The following is a 25,371-nucleotide window of genomic DNA, read 5'->3' on the forward strand; positions in this document are numbered from 1 at the left end:
TTTGATCCCACGCGCTAACTATTGCCATATGGATATTGTCATTACGGGACAACAGGCCTGGGATGTAGAAATAGGAAGTAACTGCAAGAACATTGCCCTGGAATTCAGCAAAAATCACAGGGTACTGTATGTCAATTCCCCGCTTGACCGCATCACCCTGCTCAAAAATGGCGAGGATCCTAAGATCGTGAAGCGAAAGAAAGTGGTTTACGGCAAAGCCGACGGTCTTGAAGAGGTGCAGCCAAACCTTTGGGTGCTGTATCCCGATAAAATGATCGAGTCGATCAATTGGCTGCCGGAAATGATGTTTGATATTTTAAATAAAAGGAATAACCAGCTCTTCGCGGGATCGATTGCCCGTGCTGTGAAGCGGCTCGGCTTCATGGACTATATTCATTTCAATGACAATGATATGTTCCGCAGCTTTTTCCTGAAAGACCTGCTCAAACCGCGACTGTCTGTCTATTACTCCCGTGATTACATGCTGGCAGTGGATTACTGGCGCAAACACGGTGCCCGGCTGGAACCGCAGCTGATTGCCAAAAGCGATCTTTGTGTGGCCAATTCGACGTACCTGGCCAATTATTGCGCCCAATACAATCCGCATTCATTTTACGTGGGGCAGGGCTGCGACCTGGATATTTTTATGGCCGGTAACCAGGCGCCCGAGCCCGCGGATATAGGCAGGATCCCGCGCCCGCGCATCGGGTACGTAGGAGCGCTGCAAAGTATCCGGCTGGACATGGAGCTGCTTGAATATATCGCACAGCAGCGCCCCGACTGGAATATTGTACTTGTAGGGCCCGAAGACAATGAATTCTTACAAAGTAGCCTGCACAAGCTTCCGAACGTGACCTTCACCGGCTCGCGCAATATAGCAGACCTGCCGGCCTACATCAATGCATTTGACGTGTGCGTGAACCCGCAACTGCTTAATGAGGTCACAATCGGTAATTATCCCCGTAAAATCGACGAATATCTCGCTGTCGGCAGGCCGGTGGTCGCTACCGCCACAGATGCCATGAGCGTATTCGCCGATCATGTTTACCTCGGAAATGGAAAGGAAGACTACGTACGGCTTATCGACCTTGCGTTAACCGAAAATTCGGAAGCACGTACCGTGGCCCGGCGTACATTTGCCAGCTCGCATACGTGGGAAAACAGCGTCGGAGAAATCTACAAAGCTATTAAAGCAGTTTAAGCTGCGCCAAACCAGCTTCCGCTTCTGCTTTCAAATCGACCAACTTCTGTTTCAGATCGTCGGTCCATTTTCCTTGTTTCAGCGTTGCTTCAAGTTCTTTGTACTGGTTGGCGGTATTGAGCAATCCTACCGAAAATAGCGAGGACCGGAATTTATGGATCGCCTGGCGAAGCCGTTCCAGGTCGTCGGCTTGTGATGCTTCGGAGATGTTTGTAAGCTGCACCTGGCTGTCTTTTTCGAACATTGCGATCAACTCGTCGCGCAGCTCCTGATCACCTCCGGTGATTTCAGCGAGATAGTCAAGATTTAGAATGGAGTCTGTCATTTTAGTTTGCGGAGGTTGCTGAGTAAAATTTGGGGATTGTGGTGTCTCGTAATGCTCTTTGTTTCCAAGATGTGCAATGGTATATAAAAGTTCACTTTCCTTGAAGGGTTTCGAAATATAGCTGTTGGCGCCGATACTGAGGCATTCTTCTTTCTCACCGACCATCGCGTGGGCGGTCATGGTGATAATCGGGATGGTAGTGGAAATCGTCCGCCGGATTTCTTTAATGGCCGTGTAGCCGTCCATCACCGGCATCTGGATATCCATTAGTACCATATCGAAAGTCTCTTCCCGCAATTTATCGAGCGCTTCCTGGCCATTGTTTACGATCGTCAAAGGGATATTCAGGCGTTCGAAAATCGCTTTCAGCAGCTTCTGGTTGAGTAAATTATCTTCCGCTGCCAGAATGTGCAGTGCCGTCACGGATGTGGTGACATCGATCTCTTTTTCCTGTTCTTCTTCCAGTTCGGCCTCCTTCACGATCCTGAATGGAAAATCCATGGTAAAAACAGTGCCCTTGCCCAGCTCGCTTTCGAGGTTCAGCGTTCCTTCAAAAAGTTGTACCAGCGATTTTACGATGCTCAATCCCAGTCCGGTACCTCCAAATACCCTGGTAGTGCTTTCGGTGGCTTGCACGAAGCGATTGAACACTTCTTTGAGTTTATCCTTCGGAATGCCGACGCCCGTATCCACCACTCTGAAACGGATATTCTGCATATCATTCACTGGTTCGCCGATCGGTTGTACATGGAGCTTCACGCTGCCGCGCTCGGTGAATTTAACCGCGTTGCCGCAAACATTAAGCAATATCTGGGTAAGCCTCAATTTATCGGTCTCAACAAACTCCGGCAGTCCGTCATACAGCACCGCTTCGTAAGTAATACCTTTCTCCACCGCGCGGTGGTGCATAATGGCCGAAACCGAGTCGGTCAGTTCGTGGATGGAAACAGGCGTTTTTTCCAGATGGATCTGCCCGGCTTCGATCTTGGAGAAATCCAGGATATCGTTGATCAGTTCCAGCAGGTTTTTACCTGCATACTGAATGTAGCCCACATATTCGAGGCTCTTCTGATCGGTAACCTCGCCCAGGAGCAGGTTCGTAAACCCGATAATCGCATTCAGCGGCGTCCTGATCTCGTGGCTGACATTGGAAAGGAATATGTCCTTCACACGCACCGACTTCTCGGCCAGGATCCGGGCTTTTTCAAGCGTCGCTTCGTAGTTGGCGCGCTCGGTAATATCCCTGAAAACCGTAATCGCACTCTTGATCTGCCCATCGAGGCCGATTACCGGCTGTACGCTTGTTTCAAGGTGGTATATTTTATCGTTCTTGACAAGATCAATCTTATTACCCGCGAGTTTTTCGCCTTGTAATGCACGCGCTACCGGCAAGGTATCGGCCGAAAAACGGACGTGATACCGGGTAGGATCGAGCAGTTTGATACGCGTGACCTGTTCTTCGAGCGTCTCGGGCCTTTCGCCAGCCACTCCCAGAATTTCCCGTCCCGATTCGTTCAAAAGCTCGATCTTCCTTTCATTATTGATGACCATCACACCGTCAGGGATAGCCTCCAGGTACTGGCTCATTGTACGTTCCCTTTCTTTGATTTCTTTCTGGAACTGGCGTTGCTTGCGTTTGTCGAGATTCAGAAACACAATGGAAAGGATGGTAAGAACAAACCCCACGGCGCCGGTCAGTAAAATGAAAAGGATCGAATTCTGCTGGGTATCGGAAACCAGCTTCCGCCGCTGGTCCAGGTTACGGTTCTCGTAATCGTCGATCTCATTGATCTTCCGGGTCAATAAATTGTTAAGCCGGATCCCTTCGCCTTCCTGTATTTTGGAAAAAGCCTGTTCGGTTCCCTGGGTTCGGTAAATGCTGATCACATTCTGCGAATAGGCAACGATCTGGCTCGATATCCCAAGCAGCTCCTTCACGCGCCTGGTCTGCACACCGTCGTCTTTGACAAGGTTGAACAGCGTGTCGGTAATACCAACAAGCTGGATTTTTTTGTTGTAGTTGTCGGTCAGAAGGTCGTCGTTGCGTGTGATCAGGTACCCGCGCATGTTCGACTGAAAATCCTTCGTTACGAGCCCGAAATTGGCTGTCTGGTTCAGCACGCCGATGGTCACATTCAGCCGCTCGTTGTTCAGCGAGAGGTCGCGGACATTTTTGTAGGTAAAATACTGGGAACCGAAGATCAGCACCAGTCCGAGGTAAATGCTCGCGTAATACCATCTGAATGAGTCATTTGTTATACGGGTCGGCATATCTCAGAAGTAGGAACGTTGGGTTATATGGCGTCAAGATCGGAATAAACCTAGACTATATTCAGGTCAGGTAATCAAAATTAAACTTCAGATGCCGGTAAAGGTCCCGGATTTGTTTCACCGGAAACCGGTCTGTCTGCCGCCAGTTCTCGCGCGACATGGTACTGGGTTCGGACTCGGAGTTTTTTTGTACAAACAATCCGGTATAATCCTTGTAAAAATAGGCCTTGCCGTGATTTTTGAGAAAAGACATCATCATCCGGTATTCGGTAACGTCTCCTTTCTGCCCCTCCACATACCTTCCAAACCTCTCAAAAAAATTGCTCCTGCGAAGGTGCGGGTGGTCGCTGTACGCGTAAAATTTGCGGTAGCCCGGTTTCCATATTTTGAAATCCATTTCGTAGTAGCCGTTTCGCGGGTTTTTCAAATAAGGATATTCGAAATAGGCATAGAACCGCACCACATCGTTTTCTGGCTTTTCGTGCATAATGTCCAGCGCGTGGGTAAAGCTTTCGGGGAAAATGGCGGCCGGCGTGAAATCTTCCTGCACGTACAAGGTCAGCGGCGTTTGAACGGCGTCCTGGCCCTTGTTGATATTATTGCCCAAACCTCTGTTCTGTGGCGTGGTAATAAGCCTGAATCCATGCTTTTTCTGCAATTGAAGCAGGTAATCGACGTGCTCCGGCTTGCTGCCATCGTCCGACACGACAATGTCGCCGAACCGGCAGCCCAGCGCTTCAAAAGAGAGAAGCAACTGTTCCAGCGACTGGCTCCGGTTGTAGTGGGTGATGAGCAATGTCACGTCCCCGAAGAAATATTCCTTGTTCATGTGGGCAGTCTATTTCATGAAAACCAGGTCCAGCGTATTTTTCAGCCACCGGTAGCGCAGGTATCCCAGCCGGGCAAGCTTCACCAATGGGTTTTCGCTTAGTTTCCAGTTGGCGCGCTCCATGGTACTGGGTTCGTCGGAGGAGTTTTTTTGGTAAAATAATTGGGTAAAGTCGTTGTAAAATAGCCCTTTGCCTTTTTTCTGTAAAAAGCTGACAGCCATTTTGTATTCCGTCAGGTCGCCTTTAATGCCTTCGGGATAGCGGCCGAATTTTTCCAGGAATGTGCTCCTGCGCAAATGCGGATGGTCGCTGTAATAGTAAAACTTCAAATGATTCATGTCCCAGAAGCGGTACACCATTTCCGAATAACCTTTCTTAAAGGGTTTCAGAGTCGGGTAGGCAAAGTAGGCGTAAAACCGCACAATGTCCCATTTCGGATCCTCGCGCATGAACGTGAGCGCGTCCTGGAAATGCGACGGGAAAATATCGGAAGGCTGGAAATCCTCCTGTACATATAGCGTATATTCGGACTGCACCGCATCCTGGCCTTTGTTGATGTTGTTGCCCAGGCCGCGGTTTTTCGGTGTGGTAATGAGCCGGAACCGGAAACGGTCGGTAAGCGCCCGCACTTTTTCGAGGTGTTCGGGCTTGCTTCCGTCGTCGGACACGACAATATCGGCAAACTTGCAGCCAAGCGACTCGAATGTGGCCAGCAACCGTTCGAGCGAGCCGCTACGGTTGTAGTGGGTGATCAGTAAGGTGGTATCGGGGAAATGGTACTGAGTCATATTACGAGAGATAGTCGCGCATGCCTTGCAACTGTCGCTTGGCCCGATTAAAGAATGCTTTGGAAATACTGCCGTCGTCGAGCAGACGACGTGGTGAGGTGAAAACCGTCGCTTTGGAGCTGGTAACCTGTTTCAGATTTCCTTCTTTTTTCAGGTTCAGGGCCATGCGGCCATCTTCGGCTTCGTTCTGGAAATCACTTCCTACGATATTGGCATAAACCCGCGAGCCGCTGACCTTGAAACCGCCCGTTCTGCGGCCTACCTCCGTCACAAACCCCATGTTGAAGCCGTAGACATTCAGGTACTCGCGGTTTTTCTTACGGATCCGGATCATCAGGCCGGCAAACTTTTCATAAATCCAGAGCCCCATTCGTCCCTGTCCGGCTGGTGGTATGAATGCATAATTGCCGTAAACACCTGTAATATCCATGTTTTTTGCCATCGGTTCCACCATCAGGTCGATCCAGTCGGGCGGATAGAAAGTATCGGAATCGGCGCAGAGATGGAACTTGCCGCGCGCGTGGTCGAGACCCATTTGCCGGGCAAATGGTGTCCCCTGGATGGTTTGGAGGTAATTCCGCACGCCCAGCGTATCGAGCACCTTTTGAGTGCCGTCGGTGGAGTTGTTGTTGACGACGATGATTTCGACTTTATATCGCGTATTGCTTGCTGAAAGCGACGATAATGTCCGATAGATATTGTTTTCCTCGTTCCAGGCTGGGATAACCACCGAGACCTCAGGGTTTTCCTCCCTGAACCGGCTGATCCGTTCCCGCAAAGCCTGAATTTCGCCTTCGGTAAGATCTTCGAAACGCTTGTTTGTAAAAAGGTGCGGTAAAATCCATTTAGGTAAGCCCAATAAGCTCATATTCTGGCAATCAGTAGGTTTTGTACATCTTCACAATCAAGCTGGCCCATGCGGCGGGCAGTTGGGATGAAAGTTAAAACATTATTCGTGCTTTGTGCAAAAATATTGTAAAATTACTTCGCATATTGCGTCTGGTTCCAAATCTTGTGCACGACCGGATGGCCTTTCAGCTTTTACAGAAATTAAGGAACAAACATTTTCTCTCGTTGGCCGGAAACGGCATTATGTCCGTGCTGGGGATGCTCAATATGATCATCCTCTACCGCGCATTGCCTGTTGCCAGCATCGGGATGTGGGTGTTCTTTTTGTCGATACTGCTTCTGGTCGACACATTCCGGTCAGGTTTCCTCACCACGGCTTTCATCAAATTCTACGCGGGCGCAGGCGAGGCACGAAAGCGCGAGGTGGTAGGTTCGGCCTGGTTTATTGGTGGTGCCATTACGGGTATTCTGGCGCTGATCAATATCCCGGCTTTCCTGTTTTCGGATTGGTTCAAAAACCCTTCTGTGGTGCTGTTTGTCGAGTGGTTCGGCATTATTTACATTGCGTCGCTGCCGTATTTCATCGCCTCATGTGTGGTGCAGGCCGAGCAGCGGTTCGATCAGCTGCTTTGCATCCGCTTTCTGAGCCAGGGCTTTTTCATCCTTTTTGTAGTGGTTATGGCGTTCACCAAAACCGCCAATCTGCAAAATATCATCTACGCCTATTTAGGCGGCGCAGCGCTGACGAGCATTTTCACGATTGTCATGGGCTGGTCCAGGCTTGCCAATTTCAAGGACCGCACCAGCGAATGCATTAAGGAAATCTTTCATTTTGGTAAATTTTCGGTAGGTACTACATTGAGTTCCAATCTTTTCGGGACCTCCAATACCATGATCATCAACTTCATGCTTGGCCCGGCTGCACTGGCGGTGTTCAACCTCGGACAACGTTTGATGGAAATCATCGAAATACCGCTCCGCAGCTTTGCGGCAACGGGTATGCCCGAGCTTTCTGCTGCATACAATGAAGGTAACCGCCCGAAGGTGATCGAAACAATGAAGCGTTACGCGGGCCTGATTACCATGGCGTTGTTACCTGCCTGTATCGGCGCGGTGATCCTCGCCGATGTCGCGATTCATATCATAGGCGGGGAGAAATACATTAATTCCGAGGCGGCCAATATCATGCGCCTGTACATGACGTTCGCGCTCCTGTACCCGCTCGACCGCTTTTTTGCCCTGACGCTCGATGTTATCCATCAGCCCAAAATCAATTTTATCAAGGTCCTGATTATGCTTGCAGGAAGCGTCATCGCCTCTGTAACAGGTATTTACCTGACGGGCAGCATTTATGGGGTCGCGATTGCCGGCGTGGTACCGACGCTCATTGGGGTGGGCATCGGCTACTGGGGACTTAACCGTTTTCAGCCTTTCAGCCTTTTAAGTGTATTCACGACTGGTTATTCTGAGGCGGTCAACCTGGTCAGGGTGTGGTGGGGAAAGCTGATGGTTCACAAGGCTCAATAAAGGATGTATTGTAAAAATTTTTAAATTACGACAGCGCCCGGTTCCGGGCGGACGCTCTGACGTAAATCTACCAATACGCCTTGCCAATGAAACTGAAAGGACATCAGATCATCATCTTTGGCCTAGCCCGGTTTGACGCACCCATGGAATCCGCTAACTACACGATGGCCAGGCTGCTCGCGCGGGAAAATGAGGTGTACTATATCGAGAATCCATTTACGCTGAGGGACTTTATCAGGCTGCGCAAAACGACCGATTACCAGTTGCGTAAGGCGCATTTTTCGCTCACCGGGCATTCGCTGATCGAAACCGGTATCCCCAACCTGAAAGTGATCATCCCGCCGGTGTTGTTGTCGGTCAACTTCCTGCCGGAGACTGGGTTATTTCGTGCTGCGTTGAAATTCAATGAGTTCCTGGTTCGTATCAAGCTTAAAAGCATTCTCAACACGTACAAGATCAGGGATTATATCTTTATCAATTCCTTCAACTTCCATTATCCTTCGCTCGCCGACGGCCTCACGCCGAAGCTGAAAGTATACCATTGCCTCGGTCCGGTGGCGCTGCCGTCTCACCGACGCCACGAGGTTGTTTCCGAGGGTATTCTGTTGAAACAGAGCGATGTCGTGATTTGCAACAGCAAGCGGTTGTACGAGGAAAAGAAAAAGCAGAACCCATACTGCTATTTTGTGGCAAATGCGGCCGACCTGGGCCGTAGCAGCAAGGCACTGAGCCCCGATTTACCGGTACACCCAGCCATTGACGCATTGAAAAAGCCGGTAATCGGTTATCTGGGCACTATTGACCAACGGATAAATTATGATTTGCTGCAAAAGGTAATATTGGCCAACCCCGGGAAGAGCTTCGTGCTGGCAGGCCCGGTTTCCAGGGAACTTGTACCCGAGTGGTTCTTTACCGCCGGAAATGTGCATTTCCCCGGCCCGATCGACTATGACGATGTGCCGGCGGTGATCAAGGGTTTCGATGTGGCGTTGATTCCTTTCAAAAAGGACGAGGTAAGCAGCAGTATTTTTCCATTGAAGCTCTTCGAATACATGGGTGCCGGTAAGCCTGTGGTGGCCACTGATTTTAACCCTGATTTAAAGGAATTTACCAAAGGTACGGTGACGTTTTGTGAAAATGCCGGGAGCTTTTCGGAGGCTATCTGTACCGCGCTGCGAACCGACGACGCCGGGCAACGCAAGACGCGGGTGACGATCGCGGCAGAGAATACCTGGGAGAACCGCATCGACGATATTGCCGACATTATCCATTACCACCTCGAACAGGTGATCCAGCCGTGAATGAGGGTTGACGGCCGCCGGCAAGCAATTTACTTGCGGGCCATTTCTCCTTCCTGCACTTTTTTCGGCGATTTGTATTGAAAGCGCATTTCAATATGCTTGTAAGTCCATGCCGAAACGAAATAGATCAGTATGAAGTTGAAAATGAACAGGTAAGAATAGGCTTCGGGTGGAAACTTCAGTATGCGGATGAACAGCACGTTGAAAAGGCTGATCAGTAAGGCGTGCGTCATGTAAATCGAGTAGGAGTATTGTCCTAGCTTGTGCAGCAGCTTCACGCTTTTGAACGCTTTTGAAATAATGCCTTTCTCATAAGCAAAAGTGTAAATGCAGATGAAAAACAGTATTTCAAAAACGGCGCCCCATGGTTTCATAACCTCGCCATTATAAATGCTGAGGCCGATCAGGCTTAGCGCGATTATTTCAGTGATGGAAAATAATGCCGGCGACCACTCGCGTACCTGTGCGTGTGTGTTGCTGAAAAGATTAAAGCAAAGTACGCCGGAAAAAAAGCCCAGAATACCTCTCAAAAAGCCGTAATCGAAGCTGTAATTAATCTGGAAGCTGTTGGATACCGACCAGAGCGCGGTGAGCGAGACGACGATCATCAGGCCATACCAGGCATTGCGGCTGCGGAACTGGTTGCTCCGGTGAATGTAAACGACCAGACTGCCGAAAACCAGGTAGGCCATCATTTCCGCGCTGATCGACCAGCTCGGGATATTCCAGCTCACATCCTTCACGCCCGGCACCGGAGTAGAGTTGAGCAGGAAAAGCGAAGTGAAAAAGGTATAGATATTGTTGGCCGGGTTTACAAGGTTGTTAACCTTAACGTATGGGCTCAGCATGTTTTTGGCCACTTCCATACCCACAAATGCGAGCAGCATGACGAAATGCAACGGATAAATGCGGTAGACCCGTTTTTTGAGAAACAACCTGAACTGGCTCCAGTCGGCCAGCGACTGGTAGCTGTACGCGATCACAAACCCGCTGAGCACAAAGAAGAAATCGACAAACATGTCCGAATTCTCAACGAAACGGTTGTTCAGAATGGGTGTATTGGCAAATGGCCCGAGGTGGAACAGGAACACCAGTGAAGCAAACAGGCCCCGAAAAATGTCCAGAACTTCGAAGCGGTGTTTCATGGGAGTGGCTGGGTGAAATAGAATGTACTGATAAAACGGTTCAGCCCCGTTTCAGGCTCGTGTTCGTACGCGAATTCGTCGGAAGCCTTGGTCATGATAAGTAATCCGAAATGCTCGCTGGTGTCCGACAGCAATGCGGGCATTTCCAGTTCGGCGAGCTGTTCGATGAAGAATATCGCCCGGCCCGATTCGTCGGTGCGCACACAGAGCGAATCCATACCATTGTGGTAAATGGGGAAATCCAACGGCCGGACCATTTCTTCCAGCGGCCACATGATTTTTTTCTTGTCCTGGCCGGTAAGAACCAGCGGCTTGCCGTAATCTTCTTTTTCGAGGATCACAGCGTCCATTGTCAGGCCGATTTTGAGTACCGATTCCCGCTCGCCCGAATGCTTCACCGCATTGGTAAGCAGCTCCATAAGTACCCATTTGATTTTGGCTAACAAGTCTTCATGGAGTGGGGAAGTACCCGTTTTCTGACGGATATGGTCAAGGCACAGGTTCAGTGTACCGGGAATGCCCTCCCGGCTACTTTTGAAAACAATCGTGATCTGATCCGAATCCTCCCTCATAAACTAGCTAAGTGTTCTCAGCGCCTCTTCATAATTGTTAAATATCCTGAACACCTTATCCATCCGGATGAGCGTGAGCAGGTTCTTAACATCCGGTTTGAGCGAAACCAGGTAAATATCGACGTTGCGAGGCATGGCGTATTTCAACGCCACCACCAGACTTCCCAGAAACGAGCTGTCGATGTAATTCACGTTTTCGAAACTGACGATCACCAGCCGCACGCCGTTGCCGATAATCGTGATCATTTCCTCTTTGAATGCCTCCGCATTCGAAAGACTGGCCTCTTCCGGTAAAATCGTGGCCTGTACCACGCGGTTTAATTCCTGAACTTTCAGTATCATAAAGGGCTATTGTTTTTCTATAAAAATGATGCTCGCATCATCCATTTGGTTAGTATCGTCAATCAGGTCAAGCACATGCTTCCTAATGAGCCCGAAACTATCGGGCTTTCCCAGGTATGGGGATATTTTTTCTACAAAAAACGGGTAGTCGCTTCTCTTTGAGCCATTCGAGGGAATGTCGATCATGCCGTCGGTAAAGATGGCCAGCTGATCGCCCGGCTTCATGGTTACTGTCTGTTTGTCGTAAAGGCCGTCTTCCAGCAAACCCAGCAGCAGCCCGGTGGACTGGATGGTCGAAATGTTCCCGGTTCCGGAAGCATAGCTGACAAGCGGAAGGTCTCCCGCGCCTGTGTAATGCACCTCACCCGTGCGGGTGTCGAGCAGGAGCAGCGACAGACTGGAAAGGATATTCTGCAAACTTTCGTCGAGGCAAATCAGCTTGTTGATCTTTTGTACGATAGTTACCAGCTCGAAATCCTGATCGAGCACGCAGAAGCGGATCGCGGCGCGGATGTAGCTGAGAAAACCGAATGTGAAAAACCAGGCTTTCCATTTCTTACCCATAATATCGCCCAGAAATACGAAGCAGAAACGGCTGTCGACCTGCACAAAATCGATGAAATCGCCGCCGGGATAGCCGCGGTAACCCTTGTGCCAGTAAAAGATCCGGTAACCGCTCACGGTCGGCGCGTGCGTCGGGATCGATTTGACATTGAGCGTTTCGGCAGCCACTTTTAATTCCCTTACCGACCTTAGGTGCTCATTTTCAAGGGTTTTGATGATGTTGTTGAGCTTGGTAATGATCACCGGGATCGGCGTTTCCTTGTTGATGAAGTCCAACGCCGACATATTCAGGCCTTCGAGTACCAGGTTGTTGTCGGTGAATGAGGTCAGGAAAACGAACGGGATATCGCTGACATTCGGGTTGAGCAATACGGCCTGCCGGAAATCGAAACCGTTCATTTCAGGCATGTCGTAGTCGGAGAGGATCAGGTCCGGCGTTTCCACGAGCAGCATATTCAAAGCTTCCGTCGCCGATTCGCACAGCACGCAGTTGTATCCTGCTTTCAATAGGGCATGTTCGATAACCTTGCGGAAAAGCAGGTTATCCTCCACGAGCAGAATCTTTTTGACGGTGGTTTGCGGCTCGGCGAAGCTGATCATTTTTTGTTGAAGTTTAATACAAACAAAAGTACTCCACCAAAAATAATCAGGAGCGAGACAAGGTCCATGATCGTCACGCCGTCATTGATATTGAAGTAATACACTGTAAAAAGCTCGAAACTAGGCGGCGCGGGCATGATAATCATCGCAAAGCCGACGATGATCAGCAGGATCGCGAGAATGAACATCACACCTTTCTGAACCATGCTGGTCTGTTTGGGCGCATTGATCCGGCTATCGAACTGATTTTCGGCCAGGAGCTTTTCAAGGCCTTCGAGTAGCTCCTCCCGTGAGAGGTTGTTGTCCTGGTCGAGCTCCCTGAACGGCGCCAGTTTTTTCTGGGTAGCCGCCGAACGGTGAAATGCATCCGCGATTTCTTTCTGATAATGCTTTGAGAGATGCGTGTCGATATCGGCCTGCTCGATCGCTTCGATCAGCTCGGCAACCTTCTTTTCTACCCTAACAATATCCTGCCCCTGAGAACCGGATGAGTTTGGGTTGGAGTCTTGGTCGTTGAGCTTACGGTCGAGTTGCACGCTGGGATGGTTTATTCGTAAGAAAGGCTGTCAGGATGCATTCAGGATGTTTTTTGCAAAAAAACGCGATCATTCCCGGATTTTGGTTAAAGCTATATTTTTATTGTTAAATTTGAAATAGTTCTACAAATCAATAAAAATATTCCTTCGTGTCCGGTAATACCGACGACCTGGTTTTGCGCATGAAAAAAGTGTCCATCGTAACGGTGAATTTCAATCAGCCGAAGGTTACCGAAGATTTGTTGAAATCGCTGGCGGAGGTCAATACCTATCCGGATCTGGAAATCGTCGTCGTCGACAACGGTAGCAAAGCAAACCCTGTGCCTGAATGGCAGGAGCGGTATCCGGGTATCCTGTTCGTCCGCTCGGACCTTAACACCGGGTTTGCCGGAGGGAACAACATAGGCCTTGCCCACGCCACGGGTGATTATCTTTTCCTGATCAACAATGACACCGAGGTCACCGCAGACCTGATCGGCAAGCTGGTTGATACCATGGAAGCCAACCCCAAAATCGGGATGATTTCTCCCAAGATCCATTATTTCGACCAGCCGGGAATGCTGCAATACACGGGTTACACCCCGATGAACTACTACACCTGCCGCAATGCGTGCATCGGGCAGTTCGAGCAGGACCGGGGACAATACGATTTTCTCTCCGGCCCGACAGGCTATGCGCACGGAGCAGCGATGATGATCAGCCGCGAAGCCTGGCAGAAAGTAGGTGGGATGGCCGAGAACTATTTTCTTTATTACGAAGAGCTTGACTGGTGTGAACGCATTAAAAGATCAGGTTACGAAGTCCATGTGAACCTCGATGCATTAATTTATCACAAGGAATCGGTATCGGTAGGCAAGCGGACTGCCCTGAAAGAATTTTTCATGAACCGCAACCGCATTTTGTTCATCCGGAAAAACGCGCCGGGTTTCAGGTTTTTTGTGTTCTGCTGGTATTTTATGCTGGCGGTAGTCCCGCGAAATATCATTCAGTATACCAAGAACAAAGAATACAGTTTCATTCCCGTTTTTTGGCGCGCCATTACCTGGCATTTCAAAAACGATCCCGATAGCAAAAACCTGGGTTTCCCGTTGACCCGCTGATTATGAAGATACTTTTCTGGCTCAGTCTGTTTATTGTTTTCTACACATTCCTCGGTTACGGCATCGTGCTGTACATTTTCGTCCGCATTCGCAGGGCATTCAAGGGCCAGAGGCTGGCTCCGGGACTGGATCAGGAATTCCCGACGCTGACTTTGGTGATCGCGGCCTATAATGAGGAAAGCATTATCGAAGAAAAAATCGCGAATACGCTGCAACTGTCCTATCCGGCGGGTAAGCTGAGCCTGATTTTCGTTACCGACGGTTCCTCCGACCGCACGCCCGATCTGGTGGCCCGTTACCCGCAAATCAAACTCATGCATACGCCTGTGCGCAGCGGAAAAATTCTGGCCATGCACCGGGCGATGAAGGAAGTAAATACGGAAGTAGTCGTTTTTACCGATGCCAATACCTTCCTGAACCAGGACGCATTGCTGCTCATTGCAAGGCATTATGCCGACGCCAAAGTGGGGGCGGTGTCGGGTGAGAAGCGGGTAATGCAGGACGCATTGTCGGATGCGACGGCGGGTGAAGGCTTTTACTGGAAGTATGAGTCGACACTCAAAAAGTGGGATTCCGAGCTGTACTCGGTGGTAGGGGCGGCAGGGGAGTTGTTCAGCGTACGGCGGTCGCTATACCGCTCGGTGGAGCCCGATACGATCCTGGACGATTTTATGATTTCAATGCAAATAGCCGAGCAAGGCTATCGCATTGTGTATGAGCCTGATGCGTATGCTTCCGAGCTATCCTCGGAGAACATTAAAGAGGAACTGAAAAGGAAGGTGCGCATTGCTGCCGGCGGGATCCAGTCGATCCTGCGATTGCAAAAATTGCTAAACCCGTTTCACGACCCGCTGCTTTCCTTCCAGTATATCAGCCACCGCGTGCTCCGCTGGACGGTGACGCCGTTTCTGATGATCCTGGCATTCGTACTCAATATTTTAATTGTGATCCAATCCGGGGGCGTGATTTACGATCTTCTGCTTGCAGGGCAGATCGGTTTTTACGGGCTTGCGCTGGCAGGGTGGATACTTGAAACCAGAAAGATCAAGGTAAAGGCGCTTTTTGTGCCCTATTATTTTTGCATGATGAACTACGCCGTGCTGGCCGGTATCCGGCGGTATTTCAAAGGTTCGCAAAGTGCAGCCTGGGAGAAATCTAAAAGAAAAAGCGCATAGCCTCAGACTATGCGCTCATCCATGCATTCCATTAATTTACAACTGTTTCAGCCGTTCGGATTCCGTTTCAAGAACAGGGATCAGTTCTTCGATCTCCGCTGAAATATTGCGGTACATTTCCAGCAGTTGTTCAATCGGCTCGTCGTCCTTGATGGCTTTTTCAAGCACTTCTACCTTCGGGCGCACGTGCGTGAGGCCGGTCATGGTAAACGAAGGTTTTAATCCATGCACGATACTGGCCGATTCTTTGAGGTCGCCCGACTCCAGAGCCCCTTGTAAGGACCGCCAGCGCGGAACCGAATCGCTCAGAAATGCATCAAAAATCATGTACAGGATTACAGGATCTTCTCCGTAGGCCTGGTCAATGTAGGCAAGGTCCAGGGCGGGGTTGAGTTGTAAGGCCATCGGTTTGTGTTAAAGTTTTTGCAGAAGCTCAATTAGTGGGATTGGTAAGGTATAATTCGAAGAAATACTTCGACAATATAACCGCTTTCTGCAAAACTATCACATTATTGTTGGTTCTCCTGCTCTTTTACCTCTTCTTTGGCGGGTTGCTGAGCGCCCTCTTTGGCATCTTGCGGGGCATCCTGCCGGGCATCCTGCCGGGCTTTTTTACGGAAATACCTGCGGAAAAGGAAGTTGGAGCGAAGCGCTGTCATGTTCTCGTCGAGCTTTTCGGTAGTACTTTCCAGGTTTTTCAGTGTTTCTTTCAGGTTTGCTGCCGTGGCTTCGTCATGCAGCAATACGCCCAATGGGCTGGTTTTGTTTGAGTTAAGGTCGGCGCTAGCTGTTTTGAGGTTGTTTACCATTACATTGGCGGAGGATACGGTCTCGTTGAGACGTGCGATTGTCCCGCGGAGGTCTTTCATGATCACGGTGTCGGTCGCGAAATCGTTGGCGAGGCCACCTTTCTCGTTCAGTTTCGACGTATACCCGGCCAGCGAGGCGGTTAATGCCTGCGCATTTACAGATGCTTTTTTCATCGCACCCAGGGTTTGGTCGAGGTCGTTGTAAAGCCGCTCGTCGTTCAGCAGCATCCCTACGGTACCCTTTCCGGCCAGGATATTCTTGCTGATCGTTTTGAATGCGCTGGTAATACCGAGTAAATTCTTGTTGTTCTCCGAAAGCACCGCCAGCATTTCTTCCGTACTTTCAATTTTTTCGACCGCTATTTCATCGCCATCCTCGATAGAAGGCACCTTTTGCGTGCCGCCGTAGATAACGATGATTTTATTGCCGATCAGACCGTCGGTGCTGACTTTTGCCTTGGCATTTTTACGGACGAACTCCTGCGATTTTTCCTCGATATTCAGCATTACCTCCACTTTGGAGTTGGCCAGAAAACGGATGCTTTTCACCGTCCCGATCTTCACCCCGGAGTACCAGATGTTGTTACCGACTTTCAGACCGTTCACATCGTCAAAAATGGATTTGACGGTAATGGCCGAAGAAAAAACCTTTTTCATACTCCCGATTGTGAGTATCCCCACCACGAAAATGAGAATGCCGATGATGACGAAAAGGCCTACGTTAATGGAGCGTTTGGTTGATGTTGCCATTATTACTGAATAAAATTATAGTCGTAAAAACTCTTGATCCGCTCTTCGTCGGTATCAAATACTTCTTCAAAAGTGCCTGTTTTCAAAAACTTGCCGTCAAGGAGCATCGCAATGCGGTCGCCCGTTTCCCGTGCGCACGTGAGGTCGTGTGTGATGATGATCGAAGTCGTCTGGTATTTTTCCTTCACTTCGTTGATCAGCTCGTTGATTTCAAGACAGGTAATGGGATCCAGCCCGGCTGTGGGCTCGTCATAGAGCATAATTTCCGGTTTCAGGATGAGCGTCCGGGCGATGCCGATCCGCTTGCGCTGGCCACCGGAAAGCTCTGCCGGTACCTGATTGATCGTTTGCAGCAGACCTACGGCATCGAGCACATATTCCACCTGTTCGTCGATTTCGGCTCGCGTAAGGTTGGGAATGTTTCGTACAAGCGGGAATTCAAGGTTCTCGCGCACGGTCATACTATCGTACAATGCGCTGTTTTGAAATGAAAACCCGATTTTAAGACGTAAATCGCGCAGATCGTTGCCTTCCAGCTGGGAGACTTCTTTGCCAAGAACAATACAATCACCGCGGTCTTGTTTGAGCAAGCCCACCATAATCTTGATCAGTACCGATTTCCCGGTACCCGACCGGCCGAGCACGACCATATTTTCACCTTTGTTCACTGTAAGGTTTACACCCTGCAACACGTGCAGATCGCCGAATGACTTATACAGGTCGCGTACTTCGATCACCGGTTCGCCGGGTTTGAAATCTTCTTCCATTTTAAATTCTGAAATAATTGGATACCTGTACGATGATCACTTCCTCGATGAAAATGAGGAACATGGAGGTCACCACAGCCGAGTTGGCCGCCTTACCGACACCTTCCGTACCTTTGCTGGCATTATAACCCTGGTAGCTGCCTACGATCCCGATCGTGAACCCGTAAGCGATCGCCTTTGCGACGGAGGTCCAGATGTCCAGGAATGTAATCTGCTCGAACGCGCTTTCGAAAAAGGCGATAAAACTCGTTCCTTCGTTCAATGTCACATTCAGAAATGCGCCCAGCAAACTGACGAGCGCACAGTAGAACATCAGTACGGGAATGGCAATCGTGCAGGCCAGCACGCGGGTTACCACCAAAAATTTGAATGGGTTAACGGCCGAAACCTCCATCGCGTCGATCTGCTCCGTTACGCGCATGGAGCCCAGCTCGGCACCAATGCTCGATCCGATTTTACCCGCACTGATGAGCGCGGTAACCAGCGGTGCCAGCGCACGGACAATCGCGATCGCTACCAGCGAGGGAAGCCAGGAAGTAGCCCCGAATTCGGACAACGACGGACGCGATTGTTTGGTGAATACCATCCCGGTAATGAAACCCGTAAGGCTGATCAGCACCAGCGAGCGGTTTCCGATCGCATAGCATTGCCGGACAATCTCCTGGAATTCCATCCGGCCTCTGAAAACCTCGCGGAAAAAACGGATAAAGAAAACGTACGCATTATAAACCGCCAGTAAGGCATTATCCAGATTCTTGCCGTATACAAATTGCTTCTTTTTAGCGCTCATTCAATCGGTACAATTGTATTAAACTTTATTTATCAGGCGGTCATGGTCGGGGCTACCGTAGGCTCCCAATATCCGCTCTTCAAACCATCGCATGCGGTAGGCATTCATCGCGTTTTTGCCGAGCTGGTCGAGCAGCCGGTAGTTGACGATCACGCCGACAGCAGCTCCTATTCCCGGAATCAGTTGCGCCATTTTTGCCAGGTCAATGTAATCGCGGTACTCCTGCTGGAATCTTTTCCAGTTGAATTCGTGAATATCGGTCGGCAGATCCTTGCTGCGCAAATCCCAATGGATCATTTGCGAAAAGACCTCTTGCCGGCCTTTCTGGCTCGAAAACGTCAGTTGAAAAATATGGAGTATAAAAAGCCGTTCCCTGTAATCATTGATCGGCCTTCCGTACAATGCTGCAATCTCGAAAAGTAGTTTGATTTTAATGCCTATCAGGATAGGAAATTCTGCCAGTGCAAGCCAGAAACCGCCTGCGCCGGTAATGCCGCCTTCCGCAGCGCCGGCTTTTTTGTAAAACTCGATTTTCTTGCGAACGGCTGTTTCCATTTCTTCCAGCGACGCTCCGGGGATGGATTGGGTGGTGGTATATTCGGCCCCCGTGAGTACGCCGCGCACCATTTGTTTGATGGTACCCGTGATGATGTCATGTACTTTGTCGGGGATAATGTCGTTGATTTTATCCTGAAATTTCTTGGAAGTCCTGTCGATAAAATTGGGCCGCTTCTGCATTTTCAGCTGCCACTTGGTCAATTCAGGTTTTATCTGCTCTTCATAACTGTTGATGTGCATATCGTTCAGGGCTAATGTCGGACAGGATAGAGAAACGTTGGCCTTGCTACCGGGCAGCAAAAATCATTCCATTATCGTATAAAGTCAAAAATAGCTGCAAGAATTCCCGGATGGAGTTCCCGGATGGAGTTCCCGGAATGGAATTCCATTCAGGAGCCCGATATTAACAACGCTTATTATTATATGTCCAAATTATCTGATCCATAGTTTTTTAGTAAAAAATCTTCCATTCGATTCAAATCGGATCAAATGCAATCCTGAAACCTGCTTTGGAATCAGGAAGGAGGCCTTCGTACTACCCGAAATTTTTCGCTCCGTTAAAAGTTGGCCATTCAAGCCAATCAGACTCATAATGCCTGTTTGCGGCCTGTTAAAATTGACGCTCACCACTTCCCCGCGAAGAACAGGGTTGGGAAATATGTCAAAAAGTGTGTCCTGGTCTTGTTCCGTGCCTAATATCAATGTAGGCGCTACCTCCGCGTATGCCGGCGTGGATTCGGCAAGGTCGCTGACGGCTATCAGCCTGTACAGGATAGGAACCGCAGATTCACCCGGTTGATCAAGCCATTCCGCAGTGCTGCCGCTTATCCGGGCCACAGGCGAGTAACCTGCGGCATCGCCCATTTTGCGTTCCAGGATATAGCCTTTCGCGCCGGAGACCGGTTGCCACGAAAGCCTGATATTACCTTTTTCCCCGGCAAGCGCGGTGAGAGCGGTGGGCGGCAACGCAGTTGCAATAGGGACATCATAGAAGGTAAATGCACGCATACCCTTCGCATTGGTAATATACGGACCGGTGAACGGGTGATAAGGGCTTTCTTTTTCAATATAAGGAGGCAGATAGTTGAGTGTTGAAGCGCTTTGCGCGGTTTTCAGGTCGAGGATGATTCGGTTTCCTTCCGCTTTGCCGCTTGCCACCGCGCCGGCCTGGTGATCGAGATAGAAAAAATCTTTCAGATCCAGTACCTGCCCGCCCGGGTGTTTGTAAGGGTCGGGGTATTTCAATTCCTGTCCTTCATCGAATACGAGCGTCAGACCCTTCTTTTCCGGGGAACTGTAAAATGCCTTTTTGAGATTGGGAGAGGTGATATTAATGGTATCGGCGGATGCGTAAAAGTCGCGGAGCATGAGCCGCGAAAGCTCAACGCCGCTTTGCTTGTTGCCTTCCCGGTTGTAGTGTAGGCCATCGAAACCGGTGGTGCCTACGGTCGCGATACTGTTAATATCCGGATAAATAGTCGGAAGCCGTCGCTGGTAATCCCGTATCAGAACGCCTATGAGCGAAGGGTGGTAAATAATGTCGATCTGACAAACGTACAACTTTTGCAGGCTTGGAAAATCCATTTTCAAGTTCTTGTACAAAACATCGAAATGTCCTTCCCAATTACCTCCCTCGCCGTAGGCTTCGCTCTCACCCTGTCTGAAAATATACGCTTTCACAGCACCTGCGACGCCCGCTTTCCGGACGCGATACAACATTCTGCCGTAGCCATTGGTAAAATCGGTTGGGTTGTTTTCCGTGCGTATGGAATGCGAATAGGCCGAAGACCAGTGGTAGCCAGCATTGATAAGGCAATTGGGGATGCCCGTCTTTTCCACTAGCTGCTTCTGGATTTCAAAACCCATTGTTCCCACGCCATTGTTGTAGGAATGCATGTTGGAAAGTGTCCATAGCGTGTCTGCTTCTTTATAAGCCTCCGTATTGAGCGTGCCTGTGATCTTACCGAACGTCCTGCAAAACATGCTCGTATCGCCTTCCCCGAAAAAGCCGGTCGAATTGGACTGCCCCGACAATATATAGACATCGCCGCTCACCACCCTCGTGCGGGTGACGAGCAGCGTCGAGTCGGCATCCCTGCAAAGGAAAACTTTGAAATCGTAGTTCGCCCGTTCGGCTTTGATCTTCACTTCAATGCTGAAAGTGCCTTTTGCATTGGCGCTGTACTGAATGCCCGACCGCTCGTATTGATAGGGCTGGCCATTGCGCAACACCTGAACCGAGACGTATTTCCAACCCGGCGCTTCTACGACGCCGACTATGGGGACCTGCGCTTCGCTTGCAGCGTCGCGAGGGTAGAGCTGGTAGTCCTGCGGCAGCTTGCTGAACAATACAGGGTTGAAACGCTGCGCACTGCTATAAGTCACTGACAGTAGCGTTGTAATAAATAATAACAAGAAGTGTATGGCGGCCCTTTGGGAGAGCCTGCCCGGGAGGAGAGTTTTCAGCACAGGGTTTAGTTGTTTTTATTTTAATCGCACAGGTTTGACCCCTTCCCGTGTGATTTTCACCGGGTTGATCATTCCTTTTTCATCGAAAGACATGACGTCTATACAAGTTTCGCGGTGGTTGCCGTCCGTCTCGGTCAATGGGCGGCGGTGATAAACTATATACCATTCATCCTTGCCCGGAATCTGGATTACTGAGTGGTGACCGGCGCCGGTTGCTACGGCCGGATCCTGTTGCAGGATTTTGCCTACACGCTCAAACGGCCCGAAGGGCGAATCGGCAATGGCGTAGGCCACAGAATAGTTAGGGCCTGTCCAACCGCCTTCCGACCACATGAAGTAGTATTTACCATTTCGGATAAACATGAACGGGCCTTCCACATATCCTTCCGGCGTGATTTCGCGGAACGTTGTGCCATCTTCAAATGGAATGAAACCGGTAAAATCGCTTTTCAGTTTGGCGACATTGCAATGTTTCCAGCCACCGTAAAACAGGTAATACTGGCCATCTTTGTCTTTGAAAACAAACTGGTCGATCGGTTGTGCGCCGTTATGGAACTTGTCGATCAGCGGCTTGCCGAGGTAATCCTTGAACGGGCCTTCGGGGCGGTCGGCCACTGCTACACCGATTCCTCCTTTTTCATGGTCGTTCTGAATATCGTTGGCGCCGAAAAAGAGGTAGTATTTCTTGTCTTTTTCGATGATCGACGGTGCCCACATCGCGCGCTTGGCCCATTTTACGGCCGAGGTATCGATAATGTTGGAATGCTTGTTCCAGGTTACCAGGTCTTTGGACGAAAATGCGTCCATATGCACCTGCTTATGATAGGGCGCCGAGTAGGTGGGGTAAATCCAGTATGTCTTGTTAAAAATGATACCTTCGGGATCGGCGTACCAGCCCGGGAAGACGGGATTACCGCTTGTCCGCGGAGCGGAGGTCTGCCGCGCGGTGGTTTGGGCGAGAGTGTGGTAGTAGCAAAGGGTTAGGAGTGTTAGGGCAAGCAATTTTTTCATGATCAAAGTTTCGGTGATAGGTAATGTAACCGCTGCAAGATCTAAATTTTTGTTCAATTAATAAGCCTCGCCTGCGCCTCCTCCGCCGAATGTACCACCGCCGAATTCAAGGCCCTGATCGGCAGGTGTAACACCAAGTTGCTGGGCTGCAATGACCGCTTGCAGGTTTTCAAGGCTGTTTTTACGGTTTTGCTCGTCGGAGATACCGTGTTTGATTGTATGGAAATATTTGATCAGCGCTATCGCTACCGCAATCATGAGCGCGCCCGCGAGCACAAGCCCTTGCGAGGCTGTCAGGATCCAGAAATAATGTTTGTAGGTATAAACAGAGAATGCGAAGGCCATCAATCCAATAACGAACAGAATACGGTCTGCCTTTTTTAACCCAAAAAATACATAAGAGACCGGTATAATGAGCGTGAAAAAGTAAAACAATGGGGCGAATGCGATTTGCGGAGCCACCGACACGTTCAGGCCACCGATGAGCGCGTTCAATTCTCTTACCACCAGATAATTACCGCCAAGGTAGAAGGTCACCAATGCCAGTACTTGGAAGATCTGGCGGCATTCGCGATAATAAATGTTCTCGTTTTTGCGGGCCATTGCATAGATCGCTCCCGATAGTATCATTACTGCAAAAGGCAACAGGGCCTTGCCCAGGGGGAACTTCATCATCAATTCGGCCATGACCGTGAATATTAACCCAAAAATCGCGACCGGACCCAGCAGGTCGGCGTAGCGCAGGGTGGCAGGGACGATGATGGCCAGCGCAATCAGGCAATAGGCCCACACCGGCGCGTGTTCAAAAAGCAGGAATACAGGCACCATTGCCGCTATTATCGCCGCGTACAGCAATGCATTGTCGACGCCGGAATGGAAGAGGTTTTTGGTCTTAATCAAATATTCCAAAGTGAAAACGAAACACGCGCAGCAAATCAGGCTGAGTGTCGAAAACCCAATTTCGGAGCGGGTATCAAAAGTGAAGAGCGACAGAAATCCGACAAAAAACGAGCATGCGACTACCCCGAAAAGGAAGAGCCCGATCTTGACAAATATGCCGGGGCGGTAAAACTTTTCGACAAATTGCGTTTTTACCTCTTCCTCCTGTTGGCCGGTAAGGAGGTTTTTCGATTTCCATGCTGCTGCCTGGCGTTGAACGTACAGGTTTTCGACCCAGGTTTCGTTGTATGCCTTTTTCATTTTTTGATCCCGGATTTGATCCCAAGGAATTTCTTAAAGTTCAACAGGAAATAGATCACGCCAATGCTTGAAAAGAAAAAGTAGAATATGCCCAATCCAAATGCGGCATCGGGCCCGAGGTTGTCGAAAATGGTGTAGGTGATGATGCTGTAACCATAAACGGTGCCCATTAGCAGGAACAGCAGCGATTGTGCATGCCGTGCGCGATGAATAAAGAAATAGCAAAGTCCGATGCCAATGAGAAAATAGAGGATTTTAGGGCTATGGCTAAACAGCCCGATCTGGGCTGCGATGCAGGCCAGGTTACCTCCCATCAGCATGTAGGTGAATGCAAAATGCTTTTTAATATTTCGCTCTTCGGAAACCCAGCCCACAGCCGCGAGCACGCACCCGAGCGCGATGGCGGGCATGATCAGTTTGCCGTCCGAAAAGTCGTTATCGGCCATCACTGAAAGTGGGGCAATTGTAAGCCCGAGCCATGAAGCCAGACCGGTAATAGCCATCGACAATGCACCGCGGTGGTCGAAACGATAGGCGCAGAGGAAAAACACGATGGTTGGGATAATGACCGCCAGCCCGTACCGGGTGCCGAAAAGGTTGTACTGGTATTGCAGGTAGCCTTCCAGCCCCAAAAATGTCGAACACCCCAATAGCAGCACGTAATCGATCAGCTTGTTGGGGTTCGAAACTTTTTCATGTGAATAGGGAAGGCTGTTTTTATAAGTGTAGTAAAAACAACCGGCGGTAATGAGCGCTATGACTGCTATGATAGCCTGATGACCGATTGTGTCGATGTTTTCGTAGATAAGGATCCCGGTGCCGGAGCTGAAAAACAGGATACCAAGATAGAGCACAGATCGTAATTCCCAGTGAATGGAAAAGGCCTTTTTGCCTTCAAAAGATGCGATGGCGTCGGCCTGCTGGTCGGGTATAATTCCCTTGCCTGCCAGGGAATTAAGGATGGATTTTGTTGTCATGGAAGCTGAGACGAGGGAAGGTAAAGTTAACAAACTTTGCTATGAACCGCGCTTTGCTCCACTCTCTGAATTATTTAAAGGTGTACTGGAATACTTAACGGTACAATATTAAAAGCGCAGGGTGAAATCCTCCTTCGCCTGCTCGCTTCGGAAGAATACCAGGCCGATCCAGAACAAGTCGACTGTGACTGTTACCCGGGGATGCGCTTTGATGTATTCCCAGGCTTTTGTCATTTCCTCCGACCAGTATATATCGTCAAAAATGAACAACGAACCGTTTTGAGCATGCGGAAGACATTGTTCGAAATAACGTACCGTCGGCTCATAGCGATGGTTGGCGTCAAAATAGGCGAAGTCGATCGGCTGGTTGAGTGTTTTCAGGCGCTGGGGAAGCGTTTCGTCGATATTGCCCAATACGACTTCGATGTTATCCGCTTGCTGGCGCCCGAAATGCTGTTGAGCCTTCGCGGCAGTTTGTGGACAGCCTTCGAAGGTGATCAGTTTCGCATCGGGTTTGGCTTTCGACATATATAATGTAGTAAGTCCAAGCGAAGTGCCGAGTTCGAGAATGGTCGCCGGTTGAAAACGCCGGATTAACCGGTAAAAAAGCCGACCGAATTTGGCGGGTTTTTCTGCGTTTTTTGCGATGGTTTTGAGCTGCCGCAGATTGGATTTGTTCACACGTGAGCCCGCGCCCAGGTCGAGTATTTCGATTTGCTCGTTGGAGCGCAGCAATTCCTTGCGCAACGAACGGATGGCTTCATATTCAGGATTGTCGTCCTTTCGGACGGCGATCACATTGTTATAAAGCTCGAACAGGAATGGGGAATGAATGGAATGCTCGTTTCCGGAGCGCAAAAGGTACTTGATATAAGCAGCAATCAATGCAGTCGAATTTTAAAATAGGCCGTTGT

At 49.7% G+C, this 25,371-nt stretch carries 24 protein-coding genes; 5 read left to right on the plus strand and 19 right to left on the minus strand.

The window, feature by feature from the left end; translation table 11 throughout:
• The first annotated feature begins 28 nt into the window (after window positions 1-28).
• Window positions 29-1,201: a glycosyltransferase gene (locus ACQ4MZ_RS14395; protein ID WP_430845770.1), complete on the plus strand. Its 1,173-nt coding sequence runs from the start codon at window positions 29-31 to the stop codon at window positions 1,199-1,201.
• On the opposite strand, the gene ACQ4MZ_RS14400 is transcribed toward ACQ4MZ_RS14395, so the two are convergent.
• The 4 genes from ACQ4MZ_RS14400 to ACQ4MZ_RS14415 all read right to left on the minus strand — a co-directional run bounded on the left by ACQ4MZ_RS14400 (window position 1,188) and on the right by ACQ4MZ_RS14415 (window position 6,283).
• Window positions 1,188-3,797 carry an ATP-binding protein gene (locus tag ACQ4MZ_RS14400; RefSeq protein WP_430845771.1) on the minus strand — a complete coding sequence of 870 codons (2,610 nt, stop codon included), beginning with the start codon at window positions 3,795-3,797 and terminating at the stop codon, window positions 1,188-1,190. The genes ACQ4MZ_RS14395 and ACQ4MZ_RS14400 overlap by 14 nt on opposite strands.
• 61 nt (window positions 3,798-3,858) lie before the next feature.
• Window positions 3,859-4,626, minus strand: coding sequence for a glycosyltransferase (locus ACQ4MZ_RS14405; protein WP_430845772.1), 768 nt, complete (start codon window positions 4,624-4,626; stop codon window positions 3,859-3,861).
• 9 nt (window positions 4,627-4,635) lie between these two features.
• Window positions 4,636-5,415: a glycosyltransferase family 2 protein gene (locus ACQ4MZ_RS14410; RefSeq protein WP_430845773.1), complete on the minus strand. Its 780-nt coding sequence runs from the start codon at window positions 5,413-5,415 to the stop codon at window positions 4,636-4,638.
• Between the two features lies 1 nt (window position 5,416).
• Entirely contained in the window at window positions 5,417-6,283 is an 867-nt protein-coding gene (locus ACQ4MZ_RS14415; RefSeq protein WP_430845774.1) for a glycosyltransferase family 2 protein, read from the minus strand.
• A 158-nt stretch (window positions 6,284-6,441) separates the two neighbouring features.
• Here ACQ4MZ_RS14415 and ACQ4MZ_RS14420 point away from each other — a divergent pair, with 158 nt between their 5' ends.
• Together ACQ4MZ_RS14420 and ACQ4MZ_RS14425 are read left to right on the plus strand one after the other, a co-directional pair.
• Window positions 6,442-7,791: a lipopolysaccharide biosynthesis protein gene (locus ACQ4MZ_RS14420; RefSeq protein ID WP_430845775.1), complete on the plus strand. Its 1,350-nt coding sequence runs from the start codon at window positions 6,442-6,444 to the stop codon at window positions 7,789-7,791.
• A gap of 86 nt (window positions 7,792-7,877) precedes the next feature.
• Window positions 7,878-9,092: a glycosyltransferase gene (locus ACQ4MZ_RS14425; RefSeq protein WP_430845776.1), complete on the plus strand. Its 1,215-nt coding sequence runs from the start codon at window positions 7,878-7,880 to the stop codon at window positions 9,090-9,092.
• A gap of 29 nt (window positions 9,093-9,121) precedes the next feature.
• Here the strand turns inward: ACQ4MZ_RS14425 and ACQ4MZ_RS14430 are convergent, their stop codons facing one another.
• Genes ACQ4MZ_RS14430 through ACQ4MZ_RS14450 form a run of 5 tightly spaced genes read right to left on the minus strand, consistent with a single transcriptional unit; the run spans window position 9,122 to window position 12,851 of the window.
• Window positions 9,122-10,237: an acyltransferase family protein gene (locus tag ACQ4MZ_RS14430; RefSeq protein ID WP_430845777.1), complete on the minus strand. Its 1,116-nt coding sequence runs from the start codon at window positions 10,235-10,237 to the stop codon at window positions 9,122-9,124.
• On the minus strand, window positions 10,234-10,809 hold the full coding sequence (locus tag ACQ4MZ_RS14435) for an ATP-binding protein (RefSeq protein ID WP_430845778.1): 576 nt from the start codon (window positions 10,807-10,809) through the stop codon (window positions 10,234-10,236). Before ACQ4MZ_RS14435 ends, ACQ4MZ_RS14430 begins: the two co-directional genes overlap by 4 nt.
• A gap of 3 nt (window positions 10,810-10,812) precedes the next feature.
• Entirely contained in the window at window positions 10,813-11,151 is a 339-nt protein-coding gene (locus tag ACQ4MZ_RS14440) for an STAS domain-containing protein (RefSeq protein ID WP_430845779.1), read from the minus strand.
• A gap of 6 nt (window positions 11,152-11,157) precedes the next feature.
• Window positions 11,158-12,315, minus strand: coding sequence for a SpoIIE family protein phosphatase (locus tag ACQ4MZ_RS14445; protein WP_430845780.1), 1,158 nt, complete (start codon window positions 12,313-12,315; stop codon window positions 11,158-11,160).
• Window positions 12,312-12,851, minus strand: a complete 540-nt coding sequence (locus ACQ4MZ_RS14450) for a hypothetical protein (RefSeq protein WP_430845781.1) — start codon at window positions 12,849-12,851, stop codon at window positions 12,312-12,314. The genes ACQ4MZ_RS14445 and ACQ4MZ_RS14450 overlap by 4 nt, the downstream gene beginning before the upstream one ends.
• Before the next feature lie 149 nt (window positions 12,852-13,000).
• On the opposite strand from ACQ4MZ_RS14450, the gene ACQ4MZ_RS14455 reads away from it, so the two are divergent.
• The gene (locus ACQ4MZ_RS14455; protein WP_430845782.1) at window positions 13,001-13,951 is read left to right on the plus strand and encodes a glycosyltransferase family 2 protein; all 951 of its coding nucleotides are present in this window, start codon (window positions 13,001-13,003) and stop codon (window positions 13,949-13,951) included.
• Window positions 13,952-13,953: 2 nt separating this feature from the next.
• Entirely contained in the window at window positions 13,954-15,126 is a 1,173-nt protein-coding gene (locus ACQ4MZ_RS14460; protein ID WP_430845783.1) for a glycosyltransferase family 2 protein, read from the plus strand.
• Window positions 15,127-15,162: 36 nt separating this feature from the next.
• Here ACQ4MZ_RS14460 and ACQ4MZ_RS14465 read toward each other — a convergent pair whose 3' ends face one another.
• The 10 genes from ACQ4MZ_RS14465 to ACQ4MZ_RS14510 all read right to left on the minus strand — a co-directional run bounded on the left by ACQ4MZ_RS14465 (window position 15,163) and on the right by ACQ4MZ_RS14510 (window position 25,342).
• Window positions 15,163-15,531, minus strand: a complete 369-nt coding sequence (locus ACQ4MZ_RS14465; protein WP_430845784.1) for an Hpt domain-containing protein — start codon at window positions 15,529-15,531, stop codon at window positions 15,163-15,165.
• Between the two features lie 104 nt (window positions 15,532-15,635).
• Window positions 15,636-16,685 carry an MlaD family protein gene (locus ACQ4MZ_RS14470; RefSeq protein WP_430845785.1) on the minus strand — a complete coding sequence of 350 codons (1,050 nt, stop codon included), beginning with the start codon at window positions 16,683-16,685 and terminating at the stop codon, window positions 15,636-15,638.
• Window positions 16,686-16,687: 2 nt separating this feature from the next.
• Window positions 16,688-17,452: an ABC transporter ATP-binding protein gene (locus tag ACQ4MZ_RS14475; RefSeq protein WP_430845786.1), complete on the minus strand. Its 765-nt coding sequence runs from the start codon at window positions 17,450-17,452 to the stop codon at window positions 16,688-16,690.
• 1 nt (window position 17,453) lies between these two features.
• Window positions 17,454-18,242, minus strand: coding sequence for an MlaE family ABC transporter permease (locus ACQ4MZ_RS14480; RefSeq protein ID WP_430845787.1), 789 nt, complete (start codon window positions 18,240-18,242; stop codon window positions 17,454-17,456).
• Between the two features lie 18 nt (window positions 18,243-18,260).
• Window positions 18,261-19,040 carry an EcsC family protein gene (locus ACQ4MZ_RS14485; protein ID WP_430845788.1) on the minus strand — a complete coding sequence of 260 codons (780 nt, stop codon included), beginning with the start codon at window positions 19,038-19,040 and terminating at the stop codon, window positions 18,261-18,263.
• Between the two features lie 192 nt (window positions 19,041-19,232).
• A complete protein-coding gene (locus tag ACQ4MZ_RS14490; protein WP_430845789.1) occupies window positions 19,233-21,185 on the minus strand; it encodes a sialate O-acetylesterase in 1,953 nt (650 codons plus the stop codon).
• A 99-nt stretch (window positions 21,186-21,284) separates the two neighbouring features.
• A complete protein-coding gene (locus tag ACQ4MZ_RS14495; RefSeq protein WP_430845790.1) occupies window positions 21,285-22,280 on the minus strand; it encodes a glycoside hydrolase family 43 protein in 996 nt (331 codons plus the stop codon).
• Between the two features lie 57 nt (window positions 22,281-22,337).
• Window positions 22,338-23,480 (minus strand): hypothetical protein, encoded by a 1,143-nt coding sequence (locus ACQ4MZ_RS14500; protein ID WP_430845791.1) that lies wholly within the window; start codon window positions 23,478-23,480, stop codon window positions 22,338-22,340.
• On the minus strand, window positions 23,477-24,457 hold the full coding sequence (locus tag ACQ4MZ_RS14505) for a DUF2157 domain-containing protein (protein WP_430845792.1): 981 nt from the start codon (window positions 24,455-24,457) through the stop codon (window positions 23,477-23,479). Before ACQ4MZ_RS14505 ends, ACQ4MZ_RS14500 begins: the two co-directional genes overlap by 4 nt.
• A 108-nt stretch (window positions 24,458-24,565) precedes the next feature.
• Window positions 24,566-25,342: an O-methyltransferase gene (locus tag ACQ4MZ_RS14510; protein WP_430845793.1), complete on the minus strand. Its 777-nt coding sequence runs from the start codon at window positions 25,340-25,342 to the stop codon at window positions 24,566-24,568.
• Window positions 25,343-25,371: the final 29 nt, after the last annotated feature.

This window comes from Dyadobacter sp. BHUBP1 (assembly GCF_050587785.1).
GTDB lineage: Bacteria > Bacteroidota > Bacteroidia > Cytophagales > Spirosomataceae > Dyadobacter.